At 48.0% G+C, this 21,984-nt stretch carries 17 protein-coding genes; 4 read left to right on the forward strand and 13 right to left on the reverse strand.

Annotation, left to right across the window (positions count from 1 at the left end; translation table 11 throughout):
* The 3 genes from NCI00_RS04500 to NCI00_RS04510 all read right to left on the reverse strand — a co-directional run bounded on the left by NCI00_RS04500 (position 1) and on the right by NCI00_RS04510 (position 4,182).
* Entirely contained in the window at positions 1 to 1,587 is a 1,587-nt protein-coding gene (locus NCI00_RS04500; RefSeq protein WP_253525438.1) for a 3-keto-alpha-glucoside-1,2-lyase-like domain-containing protein, read from the reverse strand.
* A gap of 2 nt (positions 1,588 to 1,589) precedes the next feature.
* The gene (locus tag NCI00_RS04505) at positions 1,590 to 3,209 is read right to left on the reverse strand and encodes a M28 family metallopeptidase (protein WP_253525442.1); all 1,620 of its coding nucleotides are present in this window, start codon (positions 3,207 to 3,209) and stop codon (positions 1,590 to 1,592) included.
* Positions 3,210 to 3,378: 169 nt separating this feature from the next.
* Complete coding sequence (locus tag NCI00_RS04510) at positions 3,379 to 4,182, reverse strand: hypothetical protein (RefSeq protein WP_253525446.1); 804 nt, start codon at positions 4,180 to 4,182, stop codon at positions 3,379 to 3,381.
* Between the two features lie 244 nt (positions 4,183 to 4,426).
* Here NCI00_RS04510 and NCI00_RS04515 point away from each other — a divergent pair, with 244 nt between their 5' ends.
* The 3 genes from NCI00_RS04515 to NCI00_RS04525 all read left to right on the forward strand — a co-directional run bounded on the left by NCI00_RS04515 (position 4,427) and on the right by NCI00_RS04525 (position 6,402).
* A complete protein-coding gene (locus NCI00_RS04515) occupies positions 4,427 to 4,765 on the forward strand; it encodes a hypothetical protein (protein WP_114067231.1) in 339 nt (112 codons plus the stop codon).
* 47 nt (positions 4,766 to 4,812) lie between these two features.
* A complete protein-coding gene (locus tag NCI00_RS04520; protein WP_253525449.1) occupies positions 4,813 to 5,211 on the forward strand; it encodes a hypothetical protein in 399 nt (132 codons plus the stop codon).
* Positions 5,212 to 5,292: 81 nt separating this feature from the next.
* A complete protein-coding gene (locus NCI00_RS04525) occupies positions 5,293 to 6,402 on the forward strand; it encodes an acyltransferase family protein (RefSeq protein WP_253525450.1) in 1,110 nt (369 codons plus the stop codon).
* A gap of 147 nt (positions 6,403 to 6,549) precedes the next feature.
* Here NCI00_RS04525 and NCI00_RS04530 read toward each other — a convergent pair whose 3' ends face one another.
* From NCI00_RS04530 to NCI00_RS04560, 7 genes are all read right to left on the reverse strand, one after another.
* On the reverse strand, positions 6,550 to 7,938 hold the full coding sequence (locus NCI00_RS04530; protein WP_253525452.1) for a mandelate racemase/muconate lactonizing enzyme family protein: 1,389 nt from the start codon (positions 7,936 to 7,938) through the stop codon (positions 6,550 to 6,552).
* A gap of 4 nt (positions 7,939 to 7,942) precedes the next feature.
* Complete coding sequence (locus NCI00_RS04535) at positions 7,943 to 10,273, reverse strand: c-type cytochrome (protein ID WP_253525454.1); 2,331 nt, start codon at positions 10,271 to 10,273, stop codon at positions 7,943 to 7,945.
* Between the two features lie 171 nt (positions 10,274 to 10,444).
* On the reverse strand, positions 10,445 to 11,773 hold the full coding sequence (locus NCI00_RS04540; RefSeq protein ID WP_253525455.1) for a DEAD/DEAH box helicase: 1,329 nt from the start codon (positions 11,771 to 11,773) through the stop codon (positions 10,445 to 10,447).
* A gap of 81 nt (positions 11,774 to 11,854) precedes the next feature.
* Positions 11,855 to 13,624, reverse strand: a complete 1,770-nt coding sequence (locus NCI00_RS04545; RefSeq protein ID WP_253525457.1) for a purple acid phosphatase family protein — start codon at positions 13,622 to 13,624, stop codon at positions 11,855 to 11,857.
* 91 nt (positions 13,625 to 13,715) lie between these two features.
* Positions 13,716 to 15,356 carry a glycerophosphodiester phosphodiesterase family protein gene (locus tag NCI00_RS04550; protein WP_253525459.1) on the reverse strand — a complete coding sequence of 547 codons (1,641 nt, stop codon included), beginning with the start codon at positions 15,354 to 15,356 and terminating at the stop codon, positions 13,716 to 13,718.
* A gap of 87 nt (positions 15,357 to 15,443) precedes the next feature.
* On the reverse strand, positions 15,444 to 15,638 hold the full coding sequence (locus NCI00_RS04555) for a hypothetical protein (RefSeq protein ID WP_114067239.1): 195 nt from the start codon (positions 15,636 to 15,638) through the stop codon (positions 15,444 to 15,446).
* A 129-nt stretch (positions 15,639 to 15,767) separates the two neighbouring features.
* Complete coding sequence (locus NCI00_RS04560; protein WP_253525462.1) at positions 15,768 to 16,625, reverse strand: glycerophosphodiester phosphodiesterase family protein; 858 nt, start codon at positions 16,623 to 16,625, stop codon at positions 15,768 to 15,770.
* 174 nt (positions 16,626 to 16,799) lie between these two features.
* On the opposite strand from NCI00_RS04560, the gene NCI00_RS04565 reads away from it, so the two are divergent.
* Complete coding sequence (locus tag NCI00_RS04565) at positions 16,800 to 17,501, forward strand: hypothetical protein (RefSeq protein ID WP_253525465.1); 702 nt, start codon at positions 16,800 to 16,802, stop codon at positions 17,499 to 17,501.
* Between the two features lie 106 nt (positions 17,502 to 17,607).
* Here the strand turns inward: NCI00_RS04565 and NCI00_RS04570 are convergent, their stop codons facing one another.
* The 3 genes from NCI00_RS04570 to NCI00_RS04580 all read right to left on the reverse strand — a co-directional run bounded on the left by NCI00_RS04570 (position 17,608) and on the right by NCI00_RS04580 (position 21,965).
* Complete coding sequence (locus tag NCI00_RS04570) at positions 17,608 to 18,954, reverse strand: PhoPQ-activated pathogenicity-related family protein (protein ID WP_253525468.1); 1,347 nt, start codon at positions 18,952 to 18,954, stop codon at positions 17,608 to 17,610.
* A gap of 42 nt (positions 18,955 to 18,996) precedes the next feature.
* Entirely contained in the window at positions 18,997 to 20,241 is a 1,245-nt protein-coding gene (locus NCI00_RS04575; protein ID WP_253525471.1) for a hypothetical protein, read from the reverse strand.
* An 86-nt stretch (positions 20,242 to 20,327) separates the two neighbouring features.
* Entirely contained in the window at positions 20,328 to 21,965 is a 1,638-nt protein-coding gene (locus NCI00_RS04580; protein ID WP_253525474.1) for a SusD/RagB family nutrient-binding outer membrane lipoprotein, read from the reverse strand.
* Positions 21,966 to 21,984: the final 19 nt, after the last annotated feature.

Below are 21,984 nucleotides of genomic sequence, written 5' to 3' on the forward strand. Positions count from 1 at the left end.
TTACAACTCCCGAATCCGAATGTTTCGAAAAGCCGCTTCGTCGCCGTGGTCTTGGAGCAGGATATGCCCAGGGGCAGTTCCGAAATCCTTTACGTCTTTAAACTTACTTTCGGCTTTGGCTTTCATAAATTCAGGGCTGCCGATGGTGTACTCAACCACTTTTACGCCATTGAGCCAGTGCGTTACGTGCTTACCTTCCACCCTGATACGGCCTTTGTTCCATTCGCCGATGGGTTTTAATTGTCGTGAAACGGGCGCAAACAACTCGTACAATCCGGCGGTGCGGCGTTTGTCGTTGGTGTCGTTGGCAATGTCTTTGTTGCCAGCATCATCGATGAGCTGATACTCACAGCCTAAAATGGCACCGTCGAGGTATTTTTTGACGAAATATTTCAACCCTGTATTTGCTCCTTGGGCTAGTTTGAATTCAAACTCCAAGTCAAACTGCGCAAACATCTTTTTGGTAATAATGTCACCACCACGTACTACGGCTTTGCTTTCGCCTTTCCCTTGATTAACCACCAGAATTCTATTGTCAATGGCCCAACCTGCTTTGGGAAATTGGTCCGATTTGGCCGAAACCCATTGCTCGGTAGAGGTGCCGTTAAAAAGTGGAATCCAGTCGTTTGGAAAATAGACATTTACCTCGGGGTGCATCGTATACATGCGGTATTGCTTGCCGTCGTGGACCAGCAAACCGCTGGATTTGTCGTTACCGATGATGGGGTTATTTTCATATTTTTTCCAGTGGATCAAATCCTTAGAAACCGCCACGTTCATCGACCATTCGCGCCAATCTTTAAAGGCGGAGGCGTGATAATAGCCGTAGTACAGCCCTTTGTATTTGATAATTTGGTTCATGGCTACGGCGTATTGGTCGTAGGTTTCGGGCCCCATTTTCAACACGGGTTCGTCTTGCACGTTCGTCCAGATTTTCAGGTCTTTGGAAGTAGCCAGCCAAATACCCAAGTCGCCGCGTTCATAAAAAAGATACCACGTGCCCTTTTCGTACCAAATCGCGGGGGTTCCGTACGCCCCTTCGGAAATTGGGTTTCCGTTGGTGAGCCGCACATTCAGCGCCCCCTTTTCCTGCCAATGAATGCGGTCGGTGGAGGTGAGCAAATGCGCAATGTCGTTTCTGCCTTCGGCAAACATATAATACACGCCGTTGGACTTAATGACCGACATATCTTCGACCCAATCCAAATCATAAATGGGATTCGACGAATGGCGCGTCCACGTGAGTCCGTCGGGAGAAGTGGCGTAGCCTAAATGCATAACGGCATTTTTTTCCTTTTTGTAGCCCGTGTACCACAAATGGTAGGTGTTTCCTTCACGTAAAATGTAGCCGCGTTCCCTGATTTTCTCGTCCCAAGTGCCAGGCTTACCCGTTCCTGCAAAAACAGGATTTTGGGCGTAGGATTTGAAATTGACAATTTCGCTCGGGAATTCATCGGGTGCCGTTGGTAGTATTCTCACCGCCAACGTTTTATTGCCGTTGGCAGTATTCTCATTGCCAGCCTCGTTAGGCGAATAACCAATGGAAAAAGCCACCATGAGTGGCGTTAAAAGCGTTACTATTTTCATGGTCATTTCATCATTTTATCGCGAGCTGCCTTGAATTCAGAGCCTTTTTTCCATCCCGGATAAGTGCTTTCGTTGCTGATGCGATGCCCCACTTCGTACAACAGTTTCATGTCTTCGACGATACCCGTCAAATCCCACTTTCCGTCATACTCGTCGGTGGGCATGTGGTAGCGGTAGAGATTAAACTGCTCTTTTTGGGCTTTGCCCCAGTCTTCGCCGTGTTGACGGGAAATGACGCCGTTTTCGATGTACAACGACGGTACGCCTACTTTGGCAAAATTAAAATGGTCGGAACGAAAATACCATCCTCCCGACGGATTGGGCTCCCCGCGCGTGAATCGGTCTTGCTTTTTGGCCGCGGCCTCAATGTAATCGTCCAAATCTGACTGCCCTTTTCCGACCACAATCACGTCTTTGGTGCGTCCAAAAGGCTGCAAAACGTCCATGTTGATGTCGGCCACGGTTTTGTCAAGCGGAAAGATGGGATGCGTACAATAATATTCTGACCCCAACAAACCCTGCTCTTCGGCCGTTACAACCATAAACACAATCGAGCGGGCGGGTTTCTTTTTGAGTTTAGTAAAAGCCGTCGCTATTTCCAATACCGCCGCCGTACCTGAGGCGTCATCGGCGGCTCCGTTATAAATAGAATCCCCGTTGATTGGCTCGCCCTTGCCGAGGTGGTCCCAGTGGGCAGTGTACACCACGTACTCGTTGGCGCGGGTTGTTCCTGGCAGCACCGCCATCACGTTGTGAGAGGTGGATTTTTTGGTTTCATTGTCGATGGTCAACGAAGTTGTTACGCCCAGCGGCACGGGTTTAAACCCTTTTTTGCTGGCTTCGTGCATTACATCGGGCTTAATCCCTGCGAGCTGAAAGAGTTTTTTGGCCGATTCTAGCGTAATCCAACCTTCCATCGCGGCCCGTGAGCGGTTGTCGTCGGCAGCTTGGAGGTAGAGTTTGGATTTTGACCAGCCGCTTCGCACTACCGACCAGCCATAACTCGCCGGGCCTGTATCGTGAATGATGAGCACGCCAGCCGCGCCTTGACGAGCGGCCTCTTCAAATTTGTACGTCCACCGGCCGTAATAGGTCATGGTGTTTCCTTTAAACAGGTTATCGTCTACAATCCCCGGGTCGTTGACCAACACCAATACAGTTTTACCTTTGACGTCCAGCCCAGCGTAGTCGTTCCAACCGTATTCGGGCGCCACAATGCCATAACCCGCAAACACCATTTCGGAGTTTTCGACCTTTACTTGGTCTTGCACGCGGCGCGTAGCGGCCACAAAATCTGTAAGGTAGTTGAGGGAAATCTCCCCGCTTTTGCCTTTCATGACCAGCGGACCAGCGGGTTTGGACAAAATATCCACCATAGGCACCTCCTGAAAATAGCTTTTGCCATTGCCGGGTTTCAGGCCCAATTTTTCAAATTCGGTTTTTAAGTAATTGATGGTTTTGGTTTCACCAACACTGAATGGCTTGCGACCTTCAAAGGCGTCGGAAGCTAGTACTTGAATATGCTTTGCAAATGCCTTGCCGTCGATGAGCGCATCGTCGGCGGTGTGGCTTACCAAAAAGACACTGCTCAGGAGGAGGCAGAAAAAAATCAATTTGTTCATGAGATGATTACGGGGTCAGTGAATCACCAAAGATAGGAAGATAGGCTCCATAAATTCAAGAACGAAAAACGTATCTCCCCAAATCATTTTTTTCATTCACCACAAAAAAGCCCCCTCTCGACACCCAGAAGGTGACAAGAGGAGGCAATACACTTAAAATCATACTGAATCAATACTCCAATTTCAACGTCCATTCAGCGCCTCCTTGGTTGATGGTGCGCTGGGTAGGAATCCCTTTGGCGTCGTATTGGTAGCGGAACGTAGTCGATTGTTTAAGACCCGTCGAAGCCGCCGTGCTGATTTGTTTTCCGGGGTTATTTACTTGAAATTTCACCCAAGGTACGTACGGGAAAAACGATAGTTGATCGAAGGGGTTGGACGCGCTGTCAAACTCACTGTAATCGAGCGTTTCGTACAAAGAATATTTACCTTCCATAAAGAGAAAATAATCTACATGTACGCAATTGCCTTTGGCATCGTAGGTGTACTTCCATTTGGTTTTGGCGGGTGCATCCGACATTTGACGGTCATCGGGGACAACCTCCTCCCGCTCACTGACCCGGCCTTTGGCATCAAAGAGAAAATACGTGGTGGAAATCAGGCGATTAGAGGCTCGGCTTTCGACCCGTTCCAACGTGCCATTTGTGTAAAAATAGCGGTGGTCGCTGCCCTGCGAGCGCACCGTGATGAGCTGCCCAGCGGAGTTGTACTCAAAATTGTTTTCGATGCGTTTGATTTGACTCGGGTCTGATTGAACATACTGCCATTGCGACACATGTCGGGTAATGCGCCCGCTGCTGTCGTAATCAAATAACTGATAATCAATCTCTGAAGCGCTCGCCTTGCGCAATTTCAAGGCATTCGTTTCGGTTTCGTCGGGAGGCTTGGGAAGGTCATCATTGTTTTTGCAGGCAGTCATCATCAACGCTACCGCAACGACCCATGTCGTCATTTTTAACAAGTGTGTTTTCATAAAAAAGTGGCTGTTTCTAATAAAACGGATACTGAATTCTGACCCAAAACTGCTTTATTTATCATTAAATTACGCAACCATCCCTCTTGAATTGTGGGAAATCATTGATGAAATGTCGAAAAAAGTAGCTATTCTGTACAACAATGCGCTCAAACGAAAACACTAATTTTGCAGCAAATAGCCAACGCTCATTAGCACCTTTTCAGCATCATTTTTTATCTTAAACCCATAATTGCTATCTGTTATGAATTTAACCAAGATTTTGATTGCTACCTTCCTGTTTCTTCTAGGCTCTTTTGGCCATTGGTACATCATGTATTGGCAGTTCAAATCTCCCAAATGGATTTCCTCCATTTATCCTTATTTGCTGGCGATTGCCTGTACGTGGCTGTGGATCAAAGCCTCAGAGTACGGCGTAAAAGGCTTTAACGGCTCCATGTGGTCCAATCGGTTTTTGTTTTTCGTAACGGGCGTTTTTGTGGGCTCTTTCCTGTACCCGATTCATTTTGGGCAAACATTCACCCTAAAAGTCGCCATTCAGCTTTTATTGGCATTGGCCATTATTGTCGTTTCTATTCTTTAAACCACAATTAAGCTTTTGATATATTTAACTTTGAACCAAAAACAACCATGAAACGCACCTCCATTTCGCTGCTATCTTTCTCTCTATCAGTTCTTTTTCTGTTTTCTTGCGGCGGTGATGCTGCCGAACTGGAACGCCTGCAAAAAGAAAATCTTGACCTAAAAGCGCAGTTGCAAAAACTGAACGCTCTTCAGTCGGCCAAGAAAGTACGGTACATTCTCAAAATTCGGTTGAAGCAGGCAAATTTTTCGCTTAGTATCAAAAAACACATCAAAAACGCCGTGAATGCCATTGATTTTGAGCTTCCCGTCGATAAGGATTTCTACGACAGCGTATCGAAAGGCACCGAAATTGTGGACAAATTTCGCTTTGGCTCTTTCGTACTATACGGCAGTTTCGGCGACTGGGAAATGACCGTCAAAGACAAAGAAATTAGAGAAATGTAGCAGATTTGGGTGGTAATCAATAGTAAAAAAAGCCGCAAATGGAGTTATAGGATGTAGATACCTAAACCTACAACCTGACACATGAATTCAGCTTCTTCTTCAAGCCGCCTAGCCTCACTCGATGCTCTACGCGGCTTTGATATGCTCATGATTTCTGGCGGCGGTGCCTTTCTTTCTTTGATGGGCGGCAAAACCAACATTGGTTTTATTGATGCCATTGCAGCGCAATTTCACCACCCCGATTGGGACGGATTTACCTTCTATGATTTTATCTTTCCGCTGTTTTTGTTCATGGCGGGCGTGTCCCTTTCCATCAGTCTCAAAAACGGCGTCGCCAAAGGCATTCCCCAATCCAAACTCTTGGAAAAGGTATTTAAGCGAATGCTCATTTTGTTTTTTCTGGGAATATTAGACAAAAATGCCCCCGTTGATTTTTTTGACCCCGCCCATATTCGCTACGGAACGGTGCTCGGGCGCATCGGGATTGCCACTTTTTTGGTAGCTATTTTGTACCTTAACACTGGCTGGAAAACGCACCTTATCGTCGCATTCTCCATTCTTGGGCTATATTACGCAGCATTGATGCTGATTTCGGTTGGTGATTACGGCGGTGGCGACCTTACCTTTGAGGGCAATTTGGTGGGGTGGATTGACCGCTCTTTCATGCCCGGACGCCTCAAGCAAACCACCTACGACGAGCTAGCTATGACCACCCAACTCTCGGCTACCTGCCTGACTATTTTCGGCAGTTTGGCGGGCAAAGTACTATTGGACAAAACCACCGCCAACATCAAATTGATTCGGCTCATTGGCATGGGTGCCATCGGCATCGCGGCGGGCTTGGCGTGGGCTACGGTTTTTCCACTCAATAAACACCTGTGGTCTAGCTCCTTTATTCTGCTCACGGCCGGCATGGCTTGTCTGTTGGTCGCCCTTTTTTATGGAGTAATGGACGTGTTAAAATTTACCAAATGGGCCTTTTTCTTCAAAGTTATTGGCATGAACTCGTTGGTGATTTACATGGCCTGTCGCTTCGTCAATTTCGGAGAGTCGTCTCGGCTGCTTTTTGCGGGATTGTACGGCTACGCGCCCGAAAAATGGCACGAAGTATTCAACGCCCTAGGCGGGCTGATCTTGGTGTGGCTGGTGCTGTACGTGATGTATCGCCACAAGATTTTTGTGAAGGTGTAACGCGTATGTAAGTACTAAGACAATATTAATCACGCAGAGACGCAAAGTGGCAAAGGGAATAGGTTATTGATAATAAACACTTTGCAGCTTTGCGCCTTAGCGTGAATCTTAAATTTATCGTGCCTTGATACTTAAGATAAAGTTTATTTATCTCGGAAATAACCCTTCATAATGCGCGGAAGGCTCAAAAATACCCGCGCTTTGGGCGTAGAACGACGCATCGGTTGGGTAGACGCCCTTTACCGTTTTTGTCCACGTGCCGCTGGCTTTGGGGTGATAACTCATAAGTCGGTCCCAGTTTTTGTAATATTGATGTCCGTTGGTTTCCTGTAGGCCAATCGACATATTGGGAAACGGCGGCAGCCGCGCCGCCACGGATTTGTTCCAATCCACCAGAATCGGGCTCACCGTGAGGTCGGCGCAGAAGCAGGGGATGTTCTTTTCGTAGGCAAGCTGCGCAATCTTCATGGTCATGCTTAGGGTTTTGGCGATGGCCTTGACCGCAATGGCCGAATACCCCTGCTCAATGCGCCGAGCGGCATCTTCGACGGTGTGGGCGCTTTCGTCGGCAGCAATGCGTACCCCAAAATCTCCGACATAGACCTCATTGTCTTCGGCAAATGGCTCTTCGACCACGGCAATTTGGTCAAATGCACCGATTTTTTTAGCATGGTCCAAGAACCGCAGTAGCGTGTCTTTGTGCTCGTAGCGGCCGTTGGCGTCGAAATAGTACGGAATTTTACCACTTTTGGTGTAGGGCGTTTCGTAATGCCCGATGGTCTTGTGCAGGGCGGTCAAAAATGCGAGGTCTTTTTCCAGCATTTCTTTCTGCGTACCCGCCGCCCCCGTTTTGAGTTTGAGAATAAAATAGCCTTCATCGGCGGCGGTTTTGATGCGCTCCGTGGTGGTCCCGACGCTAAACGACGGAATGCTCGCCACCTTTTCGTGCCGATAAGACAGCCCTGGCCGATACGCCGTCGGAATCATTTCATCAAAGGTTTTCATGTTGTTCTCGTGAGCGTACAGCAACCACGCTGCATTGTCCACACACACCAAGGCATTGAGGGCGAATGTTTTGCGCAGATCGGCCACGCCCGTGATTTTTTTGCCGTAGTCCAGCACTTCGGGCAAAACCTGCTCCATCAAATCGACGGGATTGGTAAAGGAGGTGCCTTTGATGATCTGCAGTGCGCGTTCGCTCATGGCGTACATGAGGGCATTGCCGGCGCTTTCGGAATGGCCCGCCGCCACCCGCGCATCCGACCACAGCACGCCCTGTGTGCCCAAACCGATCTTCCGAACCCCCGACTCGGATTCTATCATGGCCACGGCCTGCCAACTATCGGTGATGGCGCCGCCCTTAAAACGGTAGGCGTTCAAGGGTTCGCGTTCAAAATTGGCATCAACGTTTTTGATTTTAATCAATTTTTCGAGGGTTTCGGCAAAAGTTGGTTCCGCCAAACCCAATGCCGCCACGCTGCCCGTATACTTCATAAATTCTCGCCGATTAAGGAATTGATTTTTGAAAAAGTCCATGAGATTAGTTCGGAATATTGTTTAAAGTATACCACGCTTCCGACGACCAAAGGGATTGTCCGCGGTGGCTTTTGAGCGTATCTGGCAAGCGAAAATAAACGACGTGCTCTTTTTTTAGATTCGGAATTTCGAGAAAAACCCGCGTTCTATCTTCCGAAATGCTGAGTTTCTGTACATTCATCGCGGTCAGGTCCATTTTGGGGCCGCCGTAGTTTTTGGTCGGCAGGTACCACCATTGATGGATCAGAAAATCAGCCGGGCGCAATTTTTGTCCTTCTTTGAGTGGCTCCGTAAATTCAATTTCAAAGCCCTGGGGCTTAGCACGCACGGCCAGCATTTCAAAGGTACTTTTGCCGTTGTATTTTATTTTTTGTAACCCCCGTACGCGGTCTTTCCAACTCCAGCCGCCGCCTGCCATACCTACTTCTCCCACATACAACGCGCCATCTGGCCCCCAGCGCAGCCGATTGACGCCCGCTTCAAATCCCTGCGAGAACCGAAAGACAGCGCCTTGGTATTCACCGTTTATCTTTTCCAAAAAATCACGTTGAATACCGCCGTGGGTCACGTCGCCGTGCAGCATTTGGCCTTTGTAAGGGCCGTCTTTTATCAAAACGGGCTCAGAAGGAGAATTCCCGATTTCATCCTCGGGCAACCAAATCGCGGGCGCAGCCATCGGTGGGGCGGGCTCGTCGCTGAGCCAGCCCCACGCCATGCCGTGGTACTCTCCTTTTTTGACGTGAATAAATTTATTGCCGGGCAGCCATTGCCCTTGATTATCAGTCACAAACAACTCATTATCAACCCCTAACCCGATACCATTGGGCGTGCGCAGGCCATAATTGACGGACTCAAAACTACCATCGGGCGCAATTTTGATGGTGCGGCCTCGGTCGGGCAGTTGCTTTTCGTAGGGTTTGAGGCGCATCGCCATCGAGAGCGTGACGTAGAAATACCCCTCTTTGTAGACCAATCCAAAAGCAAATTCGTGAAAATCGGCAGTAACGCCCCAACTGTTGCACACTACGCGGTATTCATCAATAATTTCATCGCCGTCAGTATCAATCAGTTTCGTTAATTCATGTTTTTGCAAGACGTAGATTTCACCATTAACCACCTCAATACCAAGCGGTTCAGCCAAGCCAGACGCAATGCGTTTGACGGTGATTTTGTTGGTATCTCCCGTGGCAACATTGTCCAATACATACACACCGCCGACTTCGTCCCACGTGGTAACCAAAAGCCGCCCGTCGGGTTTGAATGCCAACGCTCCCACTCGGGGTTTGAAGTTTTTGGTGTGCAGCGTTTGCAGATCATAGCTTGGATGAACTTTATCGAGCGGTGCCCCAAACCCCGGTGAATTTGTGCGTTGCACTGCCGGTTCTTTTTTTGGTTGGTTCACTGGTTTTTGGATAACGGCCTCTTTGGGTTTGAGCGTAAAAATATAACTAACCATGGCCGTCAGGTCATTTTCGGTCAGTAAGGCGTGCGAATTCATGACGCCAGTGCCCCATACGCCCGTGCCGCCTTCCCTAATTTTATTTACCAACAAATCCACCGATTTCTTGTTGTTAGGATAGCGTTGCGCCACGCGCTGAAACGCCGGCCCCACTTCGTTTTCATCCACTTTATGACACACAAAACAATCGCTTTTGTCCATCAGCGCCCGTCCCGGATGAACGGCTTTGGCAACAGGTGCCGGCGGAAACTGCTCGGGCAAGGGTTCAAAATAAGCGCTTAGGTAAGTAGTGTTATTGGAATGTAAAGCCCTTATTCCCTCGGATGTTTGTACAGAAACGGCAACTCCTTCCGGAACATTTGACGTGGTAAACATTCTTTCCAAGCCAGGCTTCCCAGCCGTATTGCGCACAAATTCGGGGCGCTCCGTTACGAGAACGGTGTCTTTGGAAGAAAGCACTAACGCAAAATGAAGGTAAATCTGTTGATTTCTGAACGCATAACCTTTGTACAGTACGCGCGCCGGCTCGTCCTTACCACTGATGCTTACACGCCACGGCGACGCGGGCAGGCTGTCGCACAGGTAGGCGGTGCCCCATGAGCCTGGCTGAATGTCTTTTTTGTTGGTATAAGCCGCCCCTTCCAGCGTGATCCCGCCTTTCCAAACTTTGTACAATTTCCCTTTGGCCAAGTCGTAGGCTGCGTAACATTCTTTATCCAAAGCCAAAGTCAACATCCGGGGCTTTTTGTCAAGCACCGAGCGTATCGCCCATACATCCAACGGCCGTAGAATGTCTTCTTTGCCCGAAGGGAAACCTGCCGCAAAAACAACCACCGTCGCGGCCAATAAGGCCAAATTTCGTAACCGTATCGTCATAACCTTCCACCCGGGGATTGGAGTTTTTTTCTGGGTTAAGAAGGTGTTTTGGGCATTTATTTACTCTCCATGCTAAAGCGTGGAGTTAAGGAAGAAGGGCAGGCAACACGGGTCTGCATCCCAATGACAAAAAAAGAGGGTGGTGAAAACACCACCCTCGGCAATTGAAGTTTATGATTTTCGGGTTTTCCGAATCGGCTTGCCGTACTTTTTCATCATTTCTTTGGCGTGATTTCGGCGTACGTTTACCTTTTGGTTCTTTTCGGTTTTTTCGTGAAAAGCCCCACCAAAAGTATCACTTTTGACAATTTTTACACTGATGATTTTCGTGTAACCCGTATCTCTTTCTTCGGGGGTCAGTTCGTCCGAAATTTCGAGTAATTTGGGCAACGGGCGCATCGGAATCGGCTGCTTCATCAGGGCTTCGATGGCTTCCTGCTGCTCCTTTTCTTTTTCCACGATAAAACTGATGGCGATGCCTTTTTTATCCACCCGGCCCGTACGTCCGATGCGGTGGATGTAGGTTTCGGGAAGTTCGGGCAAATCAAAGTTAATAACGTGCGATACTTCCGAGACATCCAATCCGCGCGCAATGACGTCGGTGGCAATGAGCACGCGACAAGCTCCACTCTGAAAGCGATTAACGGCCTCAAAACGCTGCATTTGGGCTTTGTTGGAGTGAATCACGCTGACCGTATCGCCAAATTGCTTTTCCAGTTGTTCAAACAATTGATTGGCCAGAGATTTAGTGGCCGCAAAGACCAGCACTTTGACCATGTCGGGGTCGTGGCCAAGAAGCAATTCTAGCAGATTTACTTTTGTGTAGAAATTGGGCACTTGATAGGCCATTTGGTAGATATTCTCCAACGGCGTACCTGCTGGGGTGGCCTCCACTTTGACGGGATGGTGAAAATATTCCTGCATCAACTGCTCCACTTCGTCGGTGATGGTGGCAGAAAACAAAAGGTTTTGGCGTTTTTCGGGCAAGGTATCCAAGATGAGTTTCAACTGCGCCCGAAAGCCCAGATTGAGCATTTCGTCGGCTTCGTCGAGCACCAGTTTTTTCACGGCTTTAGGCTTGATCACCCCGCTCGACAACATATCCACCAAGCGCCCGGGCGTTGCTACCAACACATCTACGCCCTGCAACACCTCCGCTACCTGCGGCTTCATGTTTACGCCTCCATACACACCCACCGTAACCACGCTCATGTACGGAGTCAATTTCTTGACCGATTCCACCACCTGCACCACCAGTTCTCGCGTGGGAACCAAAATAACTACTTGCGGATTTTTTTCTTTTGAAAACTGAAATTGCCGAAGGCAAGGCAAAAGATAAGCTAGGGTTTTTCCCGTTCCTGTTTGTGCAATCCCGTACACATCTTGCCCCGACATCACCACCGAAAATACCTTTTGCTGAATGGCCGTAGGCGTCGTAAAGCCTAAGTCATTGATGGCATTGAGCAGCGGTTTATTGAGATTTAATTCGTCGAAAGTCATACCTAATTCGTTAAAATAAAGACTAAAGGTACAGGGATTCAGCGAATTTTACATGAACAGGCCTAAATCAGGGTGGCCTTTTTATTTCTCAATCGTAAATTCATCCTTCACTTTTCCGTACTCATCCAAACAGCGCAGGGTCAATTTGTTGTTATCAATTCTGATGTGCTGGTACACGGGCCCGCTCTGAAAACGCGCCGCTGCGTAGGGCTCGTCGGGCCAGTTTTTGTGGTGACTCGGAATACTGATAGAAATGGTATAAATCGTGCCTTTGGCGGGAGAATCAACAGGTTTTTCGGCGTACATGGGTTTGCTGCGCATGTAGTAATGTACGTGCCCACTCATGACCATATCAACGTGGTAACGGTCAAACAACACGCCCCATTCTTTGCGGATTTGCGCATAATCTTCTTCAAAATTATAGGGCGGAAAGTGCAGCATCACAAACTTCCATTTGGCCTTGCTTTGTGAAAGTTGCTTTTCAATCCAATCCGTTTGCGCATCGATGGGCGACGTGCCATCGAGCATGATAAACAAAGCATTTTGGTAATTGAAAGCGTAGGTCCGTTCAGAAGGTACTTTATCGGGGCCGTTGGTAGGCAAGCTGAACAGGTTTTGGTACATCGCCGCGCCTAGCCCGTCTTGGCTGTCGTGGTTGCCAGGAATGGGCATGAAGGGTTTTTGACTAAAAATCTTTCCTGAATGATGAAAAAACTCATCCCACTCATTGCGGTCAAGGCCCGTACTGACCAAGTCGCCGATGACCGAATAAAAAGAAATTTCAGGGTGACGTTCGAGCGTTTGGCGGGCCATCCGCCCCCAATCAGGCGACTTGTGCGTATCGCCAAACCAAACAAACGAAAACGCTTCAGGCTGAGCTGCTTCGGTCTTAAAATCAGTCACTTCTGACCAACCCGTACTCGGAGAACCCACCCGATACGCATACGTAGTAGCAGGCGTAAGTTGGGTTAGTTTGGCCGTAAAACGCTGAATGTAACGGTCGTTGCGTAGCAAGCGGTCTTCCATCTTAAACGGCAGTGCGTTGGCGGTCAGCGTATCGGTCGAGTTTTTTTTCCAGTATTGTACTTTTCCTGCTTTAACCGCCGCCTGCGTACGCCACTGCACATCAATGGTGGTAGAAGGGTCGGCACTCCACGAAAGCAGCAACTGATCAGGTTTGTTGACGGCAGGATAGTCGGTCTGCCGGAAGGCTTTCACTAAATGGGCTTCACGGGCGCGCCCACGAATGGTGGTCAACAATTGCTGTCCCTGCAATGCCAATGGCACTTCCGTAAGCGTGAGCTCATCCCAATCATGGTAAGTAAAGGCTCCTACTTTAAATTCTTCGATGTGTTGGTTGGCGGGAAAAAAGTTTGAGATAGTCAGTTTATCGCTTTTTTTCTGCGGCCCTACACCCACAAAATACACGGGGCGATGCTTGTCAAATCCGTTGATGCCCAGCGCTACTTTACCCTTCGAAAACTTCTTTTGCCAGACTTCGTAGGTATATTCTTCATTTTTTACCAGCATATTTGTTTTTTGAAACCCACTTTTTGCCAACCAAAACGGCGGCACTTTCTGCGCTTGGTCACGCATGAGAGATACAACCACGGGTACATTTACGTCAAAAGTCCAGTAGCGAGTAGCGAGGGTCTGTTTTTCTTCATTTGTTAAAAAAGGCAGAATGTAGGCTTCCGAAATGGTGTCAAGTTGGGCGGGTGTCAGTTTTTGATACAACCGCGTGACGACATTGTCCATCACTTTATGAACCGTGGAATCAGTAGTGGCGGCGGTGCCAAAAAGCAAAAAAGCACTCAGAAAAATGGATGTAAAAAAAACGGAAAGTTTCATGGTGGATTGATTCACGCCAAGGAGCAAAGCATTTAAGTACATCAACTACTTTGCCCCACAGCGGCTTGGTGGGAGTTTAAGTGTATTATGTTTATTTAACAACAGGGTATTGTTTTTCGAGCCATTGTACCATTTTCCCAAAAACATCCACTGCCGCCGAGGCGCTCATGCCGTGTTTTTCGTGGGGGTACAATTCTAGTTGGGTCAGAATTCCCAATGATTGAAGTTTTTTGTGAAGATTTTCGGCCTGACTTACGTGCACCAACGGGTCTTCTACCCCGTGGAATGAAATGGTGGGCACCCCGCTTTCTTTGGTGAGGTGCAGCAGCGGGCTGGCATCTACACAAATTTGTGCTTTAGGGTCGGCCTCTCCCAAAAACCGAATAACGGTATTGTTGGCATCAGTGCCATCGGCCCGCACAGACTTGTCGGTCAGGTCGGTAGGCCCCCAGAGGTTCAATACGGTTTTTACTTGTTTGTTGGGGTCATGGGCATAGGCATAAAGCAAGGCCAAATGCGCCCCCGCGCTGCCGCCCATGAGGGCAAATTCGTTGCCGTTGAAACGGTATCTTTTGGATTGAGCCGACAGAAAAGCAATGGCTTTTTTAACGTCTTCGATTTGGGCAGGAAACAGATTTTTTCCGTCTTTGACCAAACGATAATTTATCGAAACCACGATGTACTTTTTTACACCGACCAATTCATCAATGAGTTGTTTCGGAAATTCGCTTTTATCACCCCGACTCCACGAGCCGCCGTGGATGTAGACCAGCACTTTGGTATCGGGCGTATGATTTTCGGGTATGTAGGCGTCCAGCATATTTTCTTTGCCCTCGCCTTGCGCGTAGGGCACGTCCAACAGGGATTGATACGCGGGCTTTTTGGGAACAATGACCGCATTTTTGGCCACTCCATCGCGCCAATTATTGGTTTTTAGGTAATTGACCAACGCTTCGGGATGGTCGGTTTGTACACCCTGCACCCCCTTGCTCAACGCTGAGTCCCACGCATCTTTGCCTTCAGAAGGGCTTTGAACATCAAGCCAAACAGCTACGCCTTCTTCCTGCGCGGTTTGCACCATTGCTTGCTCGGAGATGTTATCCAGCACCTCTACTTTTACCTGACCCAAAAAGAATTTTAGCTGCTGGGGGTTCTTGACGTCGTCCAACAAGCTGGTCATCAGCGGCATCTGAGGGGCAATACTCCGCCATTGTTTGTAGTAGGGCACTTTGTTGAGGTACACCACAATCTGCTTTTCCATGCCCTCTTCCTGAATCTGTTTCCAGGTTTCGGCCACGTCGGCGTCTTTAAAATCCAGATAAATATTAATCCGATTTTTGCACAACTTCAACACTTCCCGAAAAGTCGGAATTCGGTAAACGGTGGCATCGTCCGCTTTGGGGCTTTTGAGCTGAAGTTGGCTCAGCTCGGCAAATGTCTTGGCTTTGACCTCCCCCGTTGTGGTAGTCATACGGTCGAGGGTTCCGTCATGATGAATAACCAACACCCCGTCTTTGCTCGTCCGGATATCGACTTCTACATAATCTGCCCCGCTTTTAATGGCTTCTTCGTAGGCAGCAAGGGAGTTTTCGGGCACATTCACGTGGTTGCCACGGTGGGCAATGACCACAAACTTATGCTTAGAAACTGGCAGCGGAATTTGGGCATAACTTCCGAAGAATGCCGTTGCTGTTATTAAAAACAGCAGAAACTTAGAGATATATTTTGTCATATAACTATCCTGTCGCGAGATACGCCCAGCGCTTATTGAAGATACAGGTTTATTACGTTAAAAAAGGGGTGGATACAGCCAGAAAATCTACTTTTCTTGTTGCACGCTTTTTGCGTGTTCGTTCTCGGAAAGCAATTGCATGAAGTAGCGCTCCAACACTTCCGAATAAGCGGGCGACATTTCATTTTCCCCAATACCAGCCAAAAATTCTTCGAGTTCCACTTGTGAAATCTCGTTGCGCATCAGCCTACCAATCAAATAGTCAGGACGGTTGGTTTCCATTATTTTTTTGGCTTGTTATATGTCTATATACTTTGTTCCAATCATAAAAGGCTACTCAGACTGTGTTAAATTTAAGTTTTCAATTATTTGATTGGACAAAAACGTCGTTTGTCAATAAACAACCTTCCTTCAAATATGTAAACCTTTATCTTTCAATAGCTTTAACAACAATTCGGGCTCATCTGTTTGAATAACGTTGGCCCCGTGTTTCAACAATTTGTCGAGTGCTTCGTCTCGTCTTTCGGTCCGGAGCAATATATCTATCGGTCCCAACGCATTAATCCATACGCGTGCTCCGCGCTTTTTGATAAGACTGACCACTTCGGGCGTGTAAAACGAAAAATCAATGTGTACGACTTCGGGTTTGAAAAGCGTAAGGGCCGAATCAGCCATGGCTTGCGAATGTGCCCGGGGCATGAGCATGTATTTTTTATCGACCTTGTCTACAAAATGGAGGGCGTTGTAGTCACTGTCGAAATAAAAGACAATGTCTTCGGTTTTGGTCTTCTTTACCACGTCGATGATGGGCCCCAACTTGTCGGTTTTCAAATCCAAATCCACCAAAATACGTCCTTTTGCTAAACGTAGTACCTCCTCCAACGTGGGGATTTTCTCTTCGGTTTTTGCGCCCTTTACCACCAAATTGTAGGTTTGCAACTGCGCAAAGGTCATGGTTTCGGGGTTTCCTTTGCCGTTGGTGGTGCGGTCAATCTTACCATCATGCATCAACACGGGCACACCGTCGGAGGTTACTTTGACGTCAATTTCGATGATGTCAATACCCAGTCGTATCGCTTCCTTGACGGCGGGGATGGAGTTTTCGGGGTATACATTATGAACTGCGCGATGCGATGCCACCAACACGGTATTGGAAGTAGTTGTTAAGAAGTCTTTTTTGATTTCTTTGGCGCGGCGCGCCGTCATGGTGGCAGCCGTGCCCATAAAAAGGGCCGCACCTACAAAGGCAACAATAATTCTGTGATTCATGAGTGTTACTTCTTTATCAAGTAATACCTCTGTTCTCTGGAAAAAGACTAATTTCGGCGCAGGTTATTTTGATAATTGTCTGGCGGCGTACCGTAAAAAAAACGATTGATTAACAATCCAAACCAGTTCATTAATTTTGACCATCAATAAATTATGTACTTAATATTTTCCCCAATGGCTCGTCTTTTTTTGTTCATTATTTTACTCTTCGCTGTACACCTAACTTCCGCCCAAAACCGTTACAAATACCCAGTTTTACCCCAAACTGGCCCAAAAATAGAATCGTTTGTGCCCAAAGGCTGGCATATTGTGGAAAAAGCCGAAGGCGACCTCAACAAAGACAACGCGCCTGACATCGCCGCCGTGGTGGAAGCCGACAAAGACGTACCCAATCTCAAAGAAGAAGATTACCCGCAAAAGCCTCGTATTCTGCTGATTGCTCTGCGTCAGGCCAACGGTAGTTATACTTTATCCATACAAAGCAACGAGTCCATCTTGCTTTTCAATGAAGGGGGCGTAATGGGCGACCCGCTGGCGGGATTGACCATCGAAAGAGGTACGCTGTTGGTGCAGTTTTATGGCGGGAGCGCCGACCGCTGGGGCTATGACTACCGCTGGCGTTTTCAGAACAACGACTGGTTTTTGATTGGTGCTACGGCTACCTTTTCGTCGATGAGTGCGAATCAATTCAACACCTATGATTTTAATCTCTCAACAGGAGCTGCCGAGCACACGAGCGGGGCATTTTTGGAAGAAGAAAACAAGAAAAATACGCCTGAGAAAAAAAGGAGCTTCAACATTGGCAAAAAACCGCTCCTCAAACTCCGTACCTTCAAGCCCGTCACGACCCTCATTTACAAGGATGTGTATATTTAAAAAGGAGCTAAAAGTCATTTTTGAACAACCCCTCCGAGCCATCTTTACAAACACAAACCCCGACCATTGAGCCGGGGTTTGTGCAATAATGGGGTTACGCTTTTTGTTACAATATACCTTTTGAATCGGTCAAAAACATGCGGGTACTGACGGTGTAGGTACCGCCGTTGGCATCTTTGTATTTTAGATCCACATAAAAAGCTTTGTAACCGCTACCCGCGTAGGCTTCCTGCAACTTTATTTTTGAGGTATTGGAAACGCCCAAACTATAACTCGTCCATTTCTCATTTCTGAAATCTTTGTCCGACGAAGTAGCGGTCCACACCACGGCGTCTACCAAATCGTTGCGGTCGGTTTTGATAGAAACTTGCGCTCCTTTTTTCTTAGGGCTTACTTTCCACGTAGGCGTAGGATAATTGCGGTCGTTGATGGTCGTTCCAAAAAACGCGCTTAATGCTTCCAAGGCCTGTTTTCCTCCGCCTAAGTCGTGACCAGCATTGGGCACGTAGTGAATCATGTTTTTGCCCGGAATCTGGTCGTAGTAATGTTTAATGGCATCAACGGTCCAGTACTCGTCGTTGGTACCGATAAAAATCAACTTCGGGACGGTCAATTTCGCACGGTACGAGTAGGGGTCAATCATGGTCGTAATGGCGTTGCCTTGGGGGGTATTGGCCGTTTGTGGGATTTCCAGTTTTACATAATCTTCGATTTGCTCACTGTATGCGCCGTAGGATTTCAACTGATAATCTAGGGTAGCGGGCATATTGAGCATATCAATGACCATCGGGCCGATGGCTTTCACCCGTTTGTCATCAATGGCGGCTGAGAGCCACGTAGTCCAGCCGCGTTTGGAAGCGCCCGTTACCACAAAGTTATTGACATCGTGTTTGAGGGTTTGTTTTGAAAATGCCTGCACGGCATCCATCGCTTTTACGGCGCTTTTCACCATCGGAAACAACAACGGCCACGAATAATCTCCGTCTTTTTTGAAGTTATGCAAGGTGTACGAAATCAGCGCATCTTCGGTCAGATTACCGTATAAAGGCTGATTGGGCGCTTGTTTCAGCAAGACCACAATGGCTTTGTTTTTGGCCGCGATTCCCATCAGCGAAGGCCACAGTTTGTCACTTTTGCTCCAATTGGGTTGTTCTTGTTTGTTAGAGCCACCCGTGATGAAAAGCATTGCGCCATCGTGCAGGTTTTCTTTAGGAACCATAACGGTGAGTTGGTGCCGCCACGCGATTCCCCGCCATGTTTGGGACGTAAGCAATAAATTATAACCCGTTACATCTCCTTCAGTAAACGAATCTTTCAACTCCCATGAAAAGGTTTTATCTCCATTGTTGACGTAACTTTTAAGGGCTGTTTCGGGGGTAATGGCCTGCTGTGCAAAGAGTTGGAAAATACCAAGGCAAACACTGAGGACTAAACTAAAAAGGGATTTGTGCATGGCAATAAATTGATTATTGAGGAATAATTATTAACGATTTTTTTATTCTGGCTTAGGGCTCTCTTTGACCAACTTGAGCGCCTGTTCGATGTAAATTTCACCCGTCATTTCGCCGAGACTAGTGCGACTTATATAATCGTAACGTTTGAAACTGTTAAAATCTACTTTGGTGAGCATATACCCAAACGCGTCGTTGGTGAGGCCAAACAAAAACGGCAATTTGGTATTCATGTGTCGTTTGAGGTAAAAGCCGATATTGGGCAATGCCTCCCCTGGAATGGTCAAAATCTGCGCCGGCCCAATGTTCAGCAGATTTACCTGCGTACTCACGGCGTCGGGTTTGGCATTCGCGTGTTTGAGTGGCGAATTCTTGAGAATGTACTTCATCATGTCGGAGTCAACGGGAAACTCTACAGTCCGTGCCGTGCAATACACCGACGGATTTGATACCGTTGGCGCGGTACTTACAATCCTCAGGGCTTCGTCGCCGAGCAACTCTCCGATGCGGATACATTCTTCCCACGTATTGGCTTCAGTGTTGGCTTCGCGGCGGGTATCGGCCGTGACCATTCCGCCCTGCGCACCGTTTACAAAAATGGCCATGCCACCGCCTTTAGACTCGATGCGGTTGTATAATGGTCCACACAAGTCGGGGCTTAAAATACCCCGTCCCGAGCCTAGTACTTCGGGGTGAATGGCGTAATTTACCAAGGTAGCAATGGGTTTTCCCGACTTGGAAATCGCCTGAATGACGCCGCAGCGAGGGTCGTACAAGTCGGCGGCGTAATAATTATAGGCAATCTTTCCCTTGGCTTCCCCCACGGCTACTTTGAGCGTAGCTGGCTCCAACTTGGCAACGGCTTCATTGACCGCATCGGCAATTTTTTTAACGCAGTCTTCCAAATAATTCAAGTCGGCCGAGGTTTTGCCCGTTTGGTCAGGAAATCCATACGCATCTGGCCCACTGTGGGTATGCGTACAGCCAATCAGAACATTTTCGGGCGGAATGCCTTTGATTAACGCCCTTGAACGGTTGCCCAAAATAGACGACCAGCCCAGATTATCTACGCTCACGATGGCTACGCGGGTGTTTCCTTTTTCGAGCACCAACACCCGGGCAAACAAATCACCTTTTTTCTCCGTAGCTGGTTTGGGCGTTCCGATGCCACCCGATACGGGCAGGAGTGGATTAGGAGTAATGACACGCAATGCTGCGGCAGCTTTAAACTCCTGCGCACCAGCATTATAAAACAATAAAAGAAGGAATAAATAACCAATTTTTCTCATGCGAATACTTTCTATTTTTATTTGTGAAAAGGGCAAAAAAAGGGTGGATATACTCCACCACTTTTTTGTTCAACTAACCCAAAAAATTACCACGGTTTGCCCGTACCCTGGATGACCCACGGTTTGGACCAAGGACTGTTTTTACCGTCAACGGTTGAGTAAGGCGTGGTTTCCAACTTACTCATGGCCGATTCAGCATTTGTTTTATTCAAGTTACGTTCGTCAAGCATGTAATAAAAACGCACTGGCAACACACTGCGCTTTGATTGATTACCCGTTTTCAATTCGGGGAAACCCGTTCTGCGGTAGTCAAACCAAGCTTCCTGCGCAGCCGTCCAGCTCGCAATCCATTTTTGCTCAATGATTTGCTTCAACGTACCGTCAAATTTAGCATCCGCTCCCGCGATGTAGGCCGCGTAGCTACTGCCCACACCCCACGTATCCATCGACGCTTTTACGCCCGCTTCGTAGTGGGTTTTGGCATCACCTGCTGCCCATCCTTTCAAGGCGGCTTCGGCCAAAATAAAGCGCACTTCAGCCGCCGACATCAACCGTGATTTAAGCAACGGCCCTTTGGCCTGACGATAAATATCACTCAGCCACGATACGTGTGGATTGTTGGCTCCCTGCTCAGCCGTGGGGCTAAGGTTGTAGGTAGGCCCGCCCAACATCGCCGTTGGCAGTCCCACGTATTCGTTGGTATTGTATTCTTTACCAGCTACTTTATCGGGCGACAAATAGCGTTTATTACCTTCTATTTTATCAGTTCCTTTTGGAAGAGCAGGGTCAACGACGATTTGAATTTTAACCTTATTGGCCCAAATACCCAAACGCGGATCTTTCAAAACAAGCAATCGGTCTACCAAAGTAGCGGCCATTTTAATCCGGCGATAATTACTTTCGCTGGCGTCATAAATGGCGTTGGCTGGCCACGAATCATCGTTGCTATTGCCCGCAAATGGCATGGCGGCATCATCGGCAATGGCCGTAATGATGGGGTATTGTGTAGCATTGGCCACGATTTTTTCAATACCCGCCTTGGCTACATCTGGTTTTTTGGCAGAGATACGCATGTAATAACGCAGCGCGAGCGAATTGGCCAATTTCCGCCATTTGGCAGGCGCGCCCTGATAATACACATCGGCGGTTCCGACGGTAGCGGTGTATTCCGTGGCATTTTTGGAAAGCAACGTATTGGCTTTGTCCAAATCAGCTAAAATACCCGTATAAATGGCTTCTTGTGAATCATAGGCAGGGAACGTATTCTCAGCCCCACCTACGGCGCCTTTCAGCGCTGCCGAGTAGGGAGCATCGCCCCAAAGATCGGTAATTAACCCAAACATCATGGATTTCACGACCAAAGCAATGCCTTGATGCAACTCCGACTTGATGGCTACGCCACGGTCGTACACGTATTGGTTGTTGCGCAGGATGTCGTAATACCCCGCCCAACTCTGACTTCCGCCCCAATCATAGTCATTGTGGCCACCGCTCCAGCCGTCTTTTTGGGTGTGCTGCATTACCCCGGCAATGTCTTGATACCCTAAGTTGACGAATGCCTTTCCCGTTTCGGTCAACACCGTAGACAGCACCAAATTTGGGTTGGCGTTGTCGGGGTCTACTCCGTTGGGGTTGATGTTCAGTTCGGTTAAGTCTTTGCAGGAAAACACCGTACAGGAAAACAAAACCGCGAAGCAGGTAAATTTGAGTGTGTTGAATTTCATCACTTTATCCGTTTATGTT

The sequence above is a fragment of the Runella salmonicolor genome, from assembly GCF_024158025.1.
In the GTDB taxonomy this organism is placed as follows: Bacteria; Bacteroidota; Bacteroidia; order Cytophagales; family Spirosomataceae; genus Runella; species Runella salmonicolor.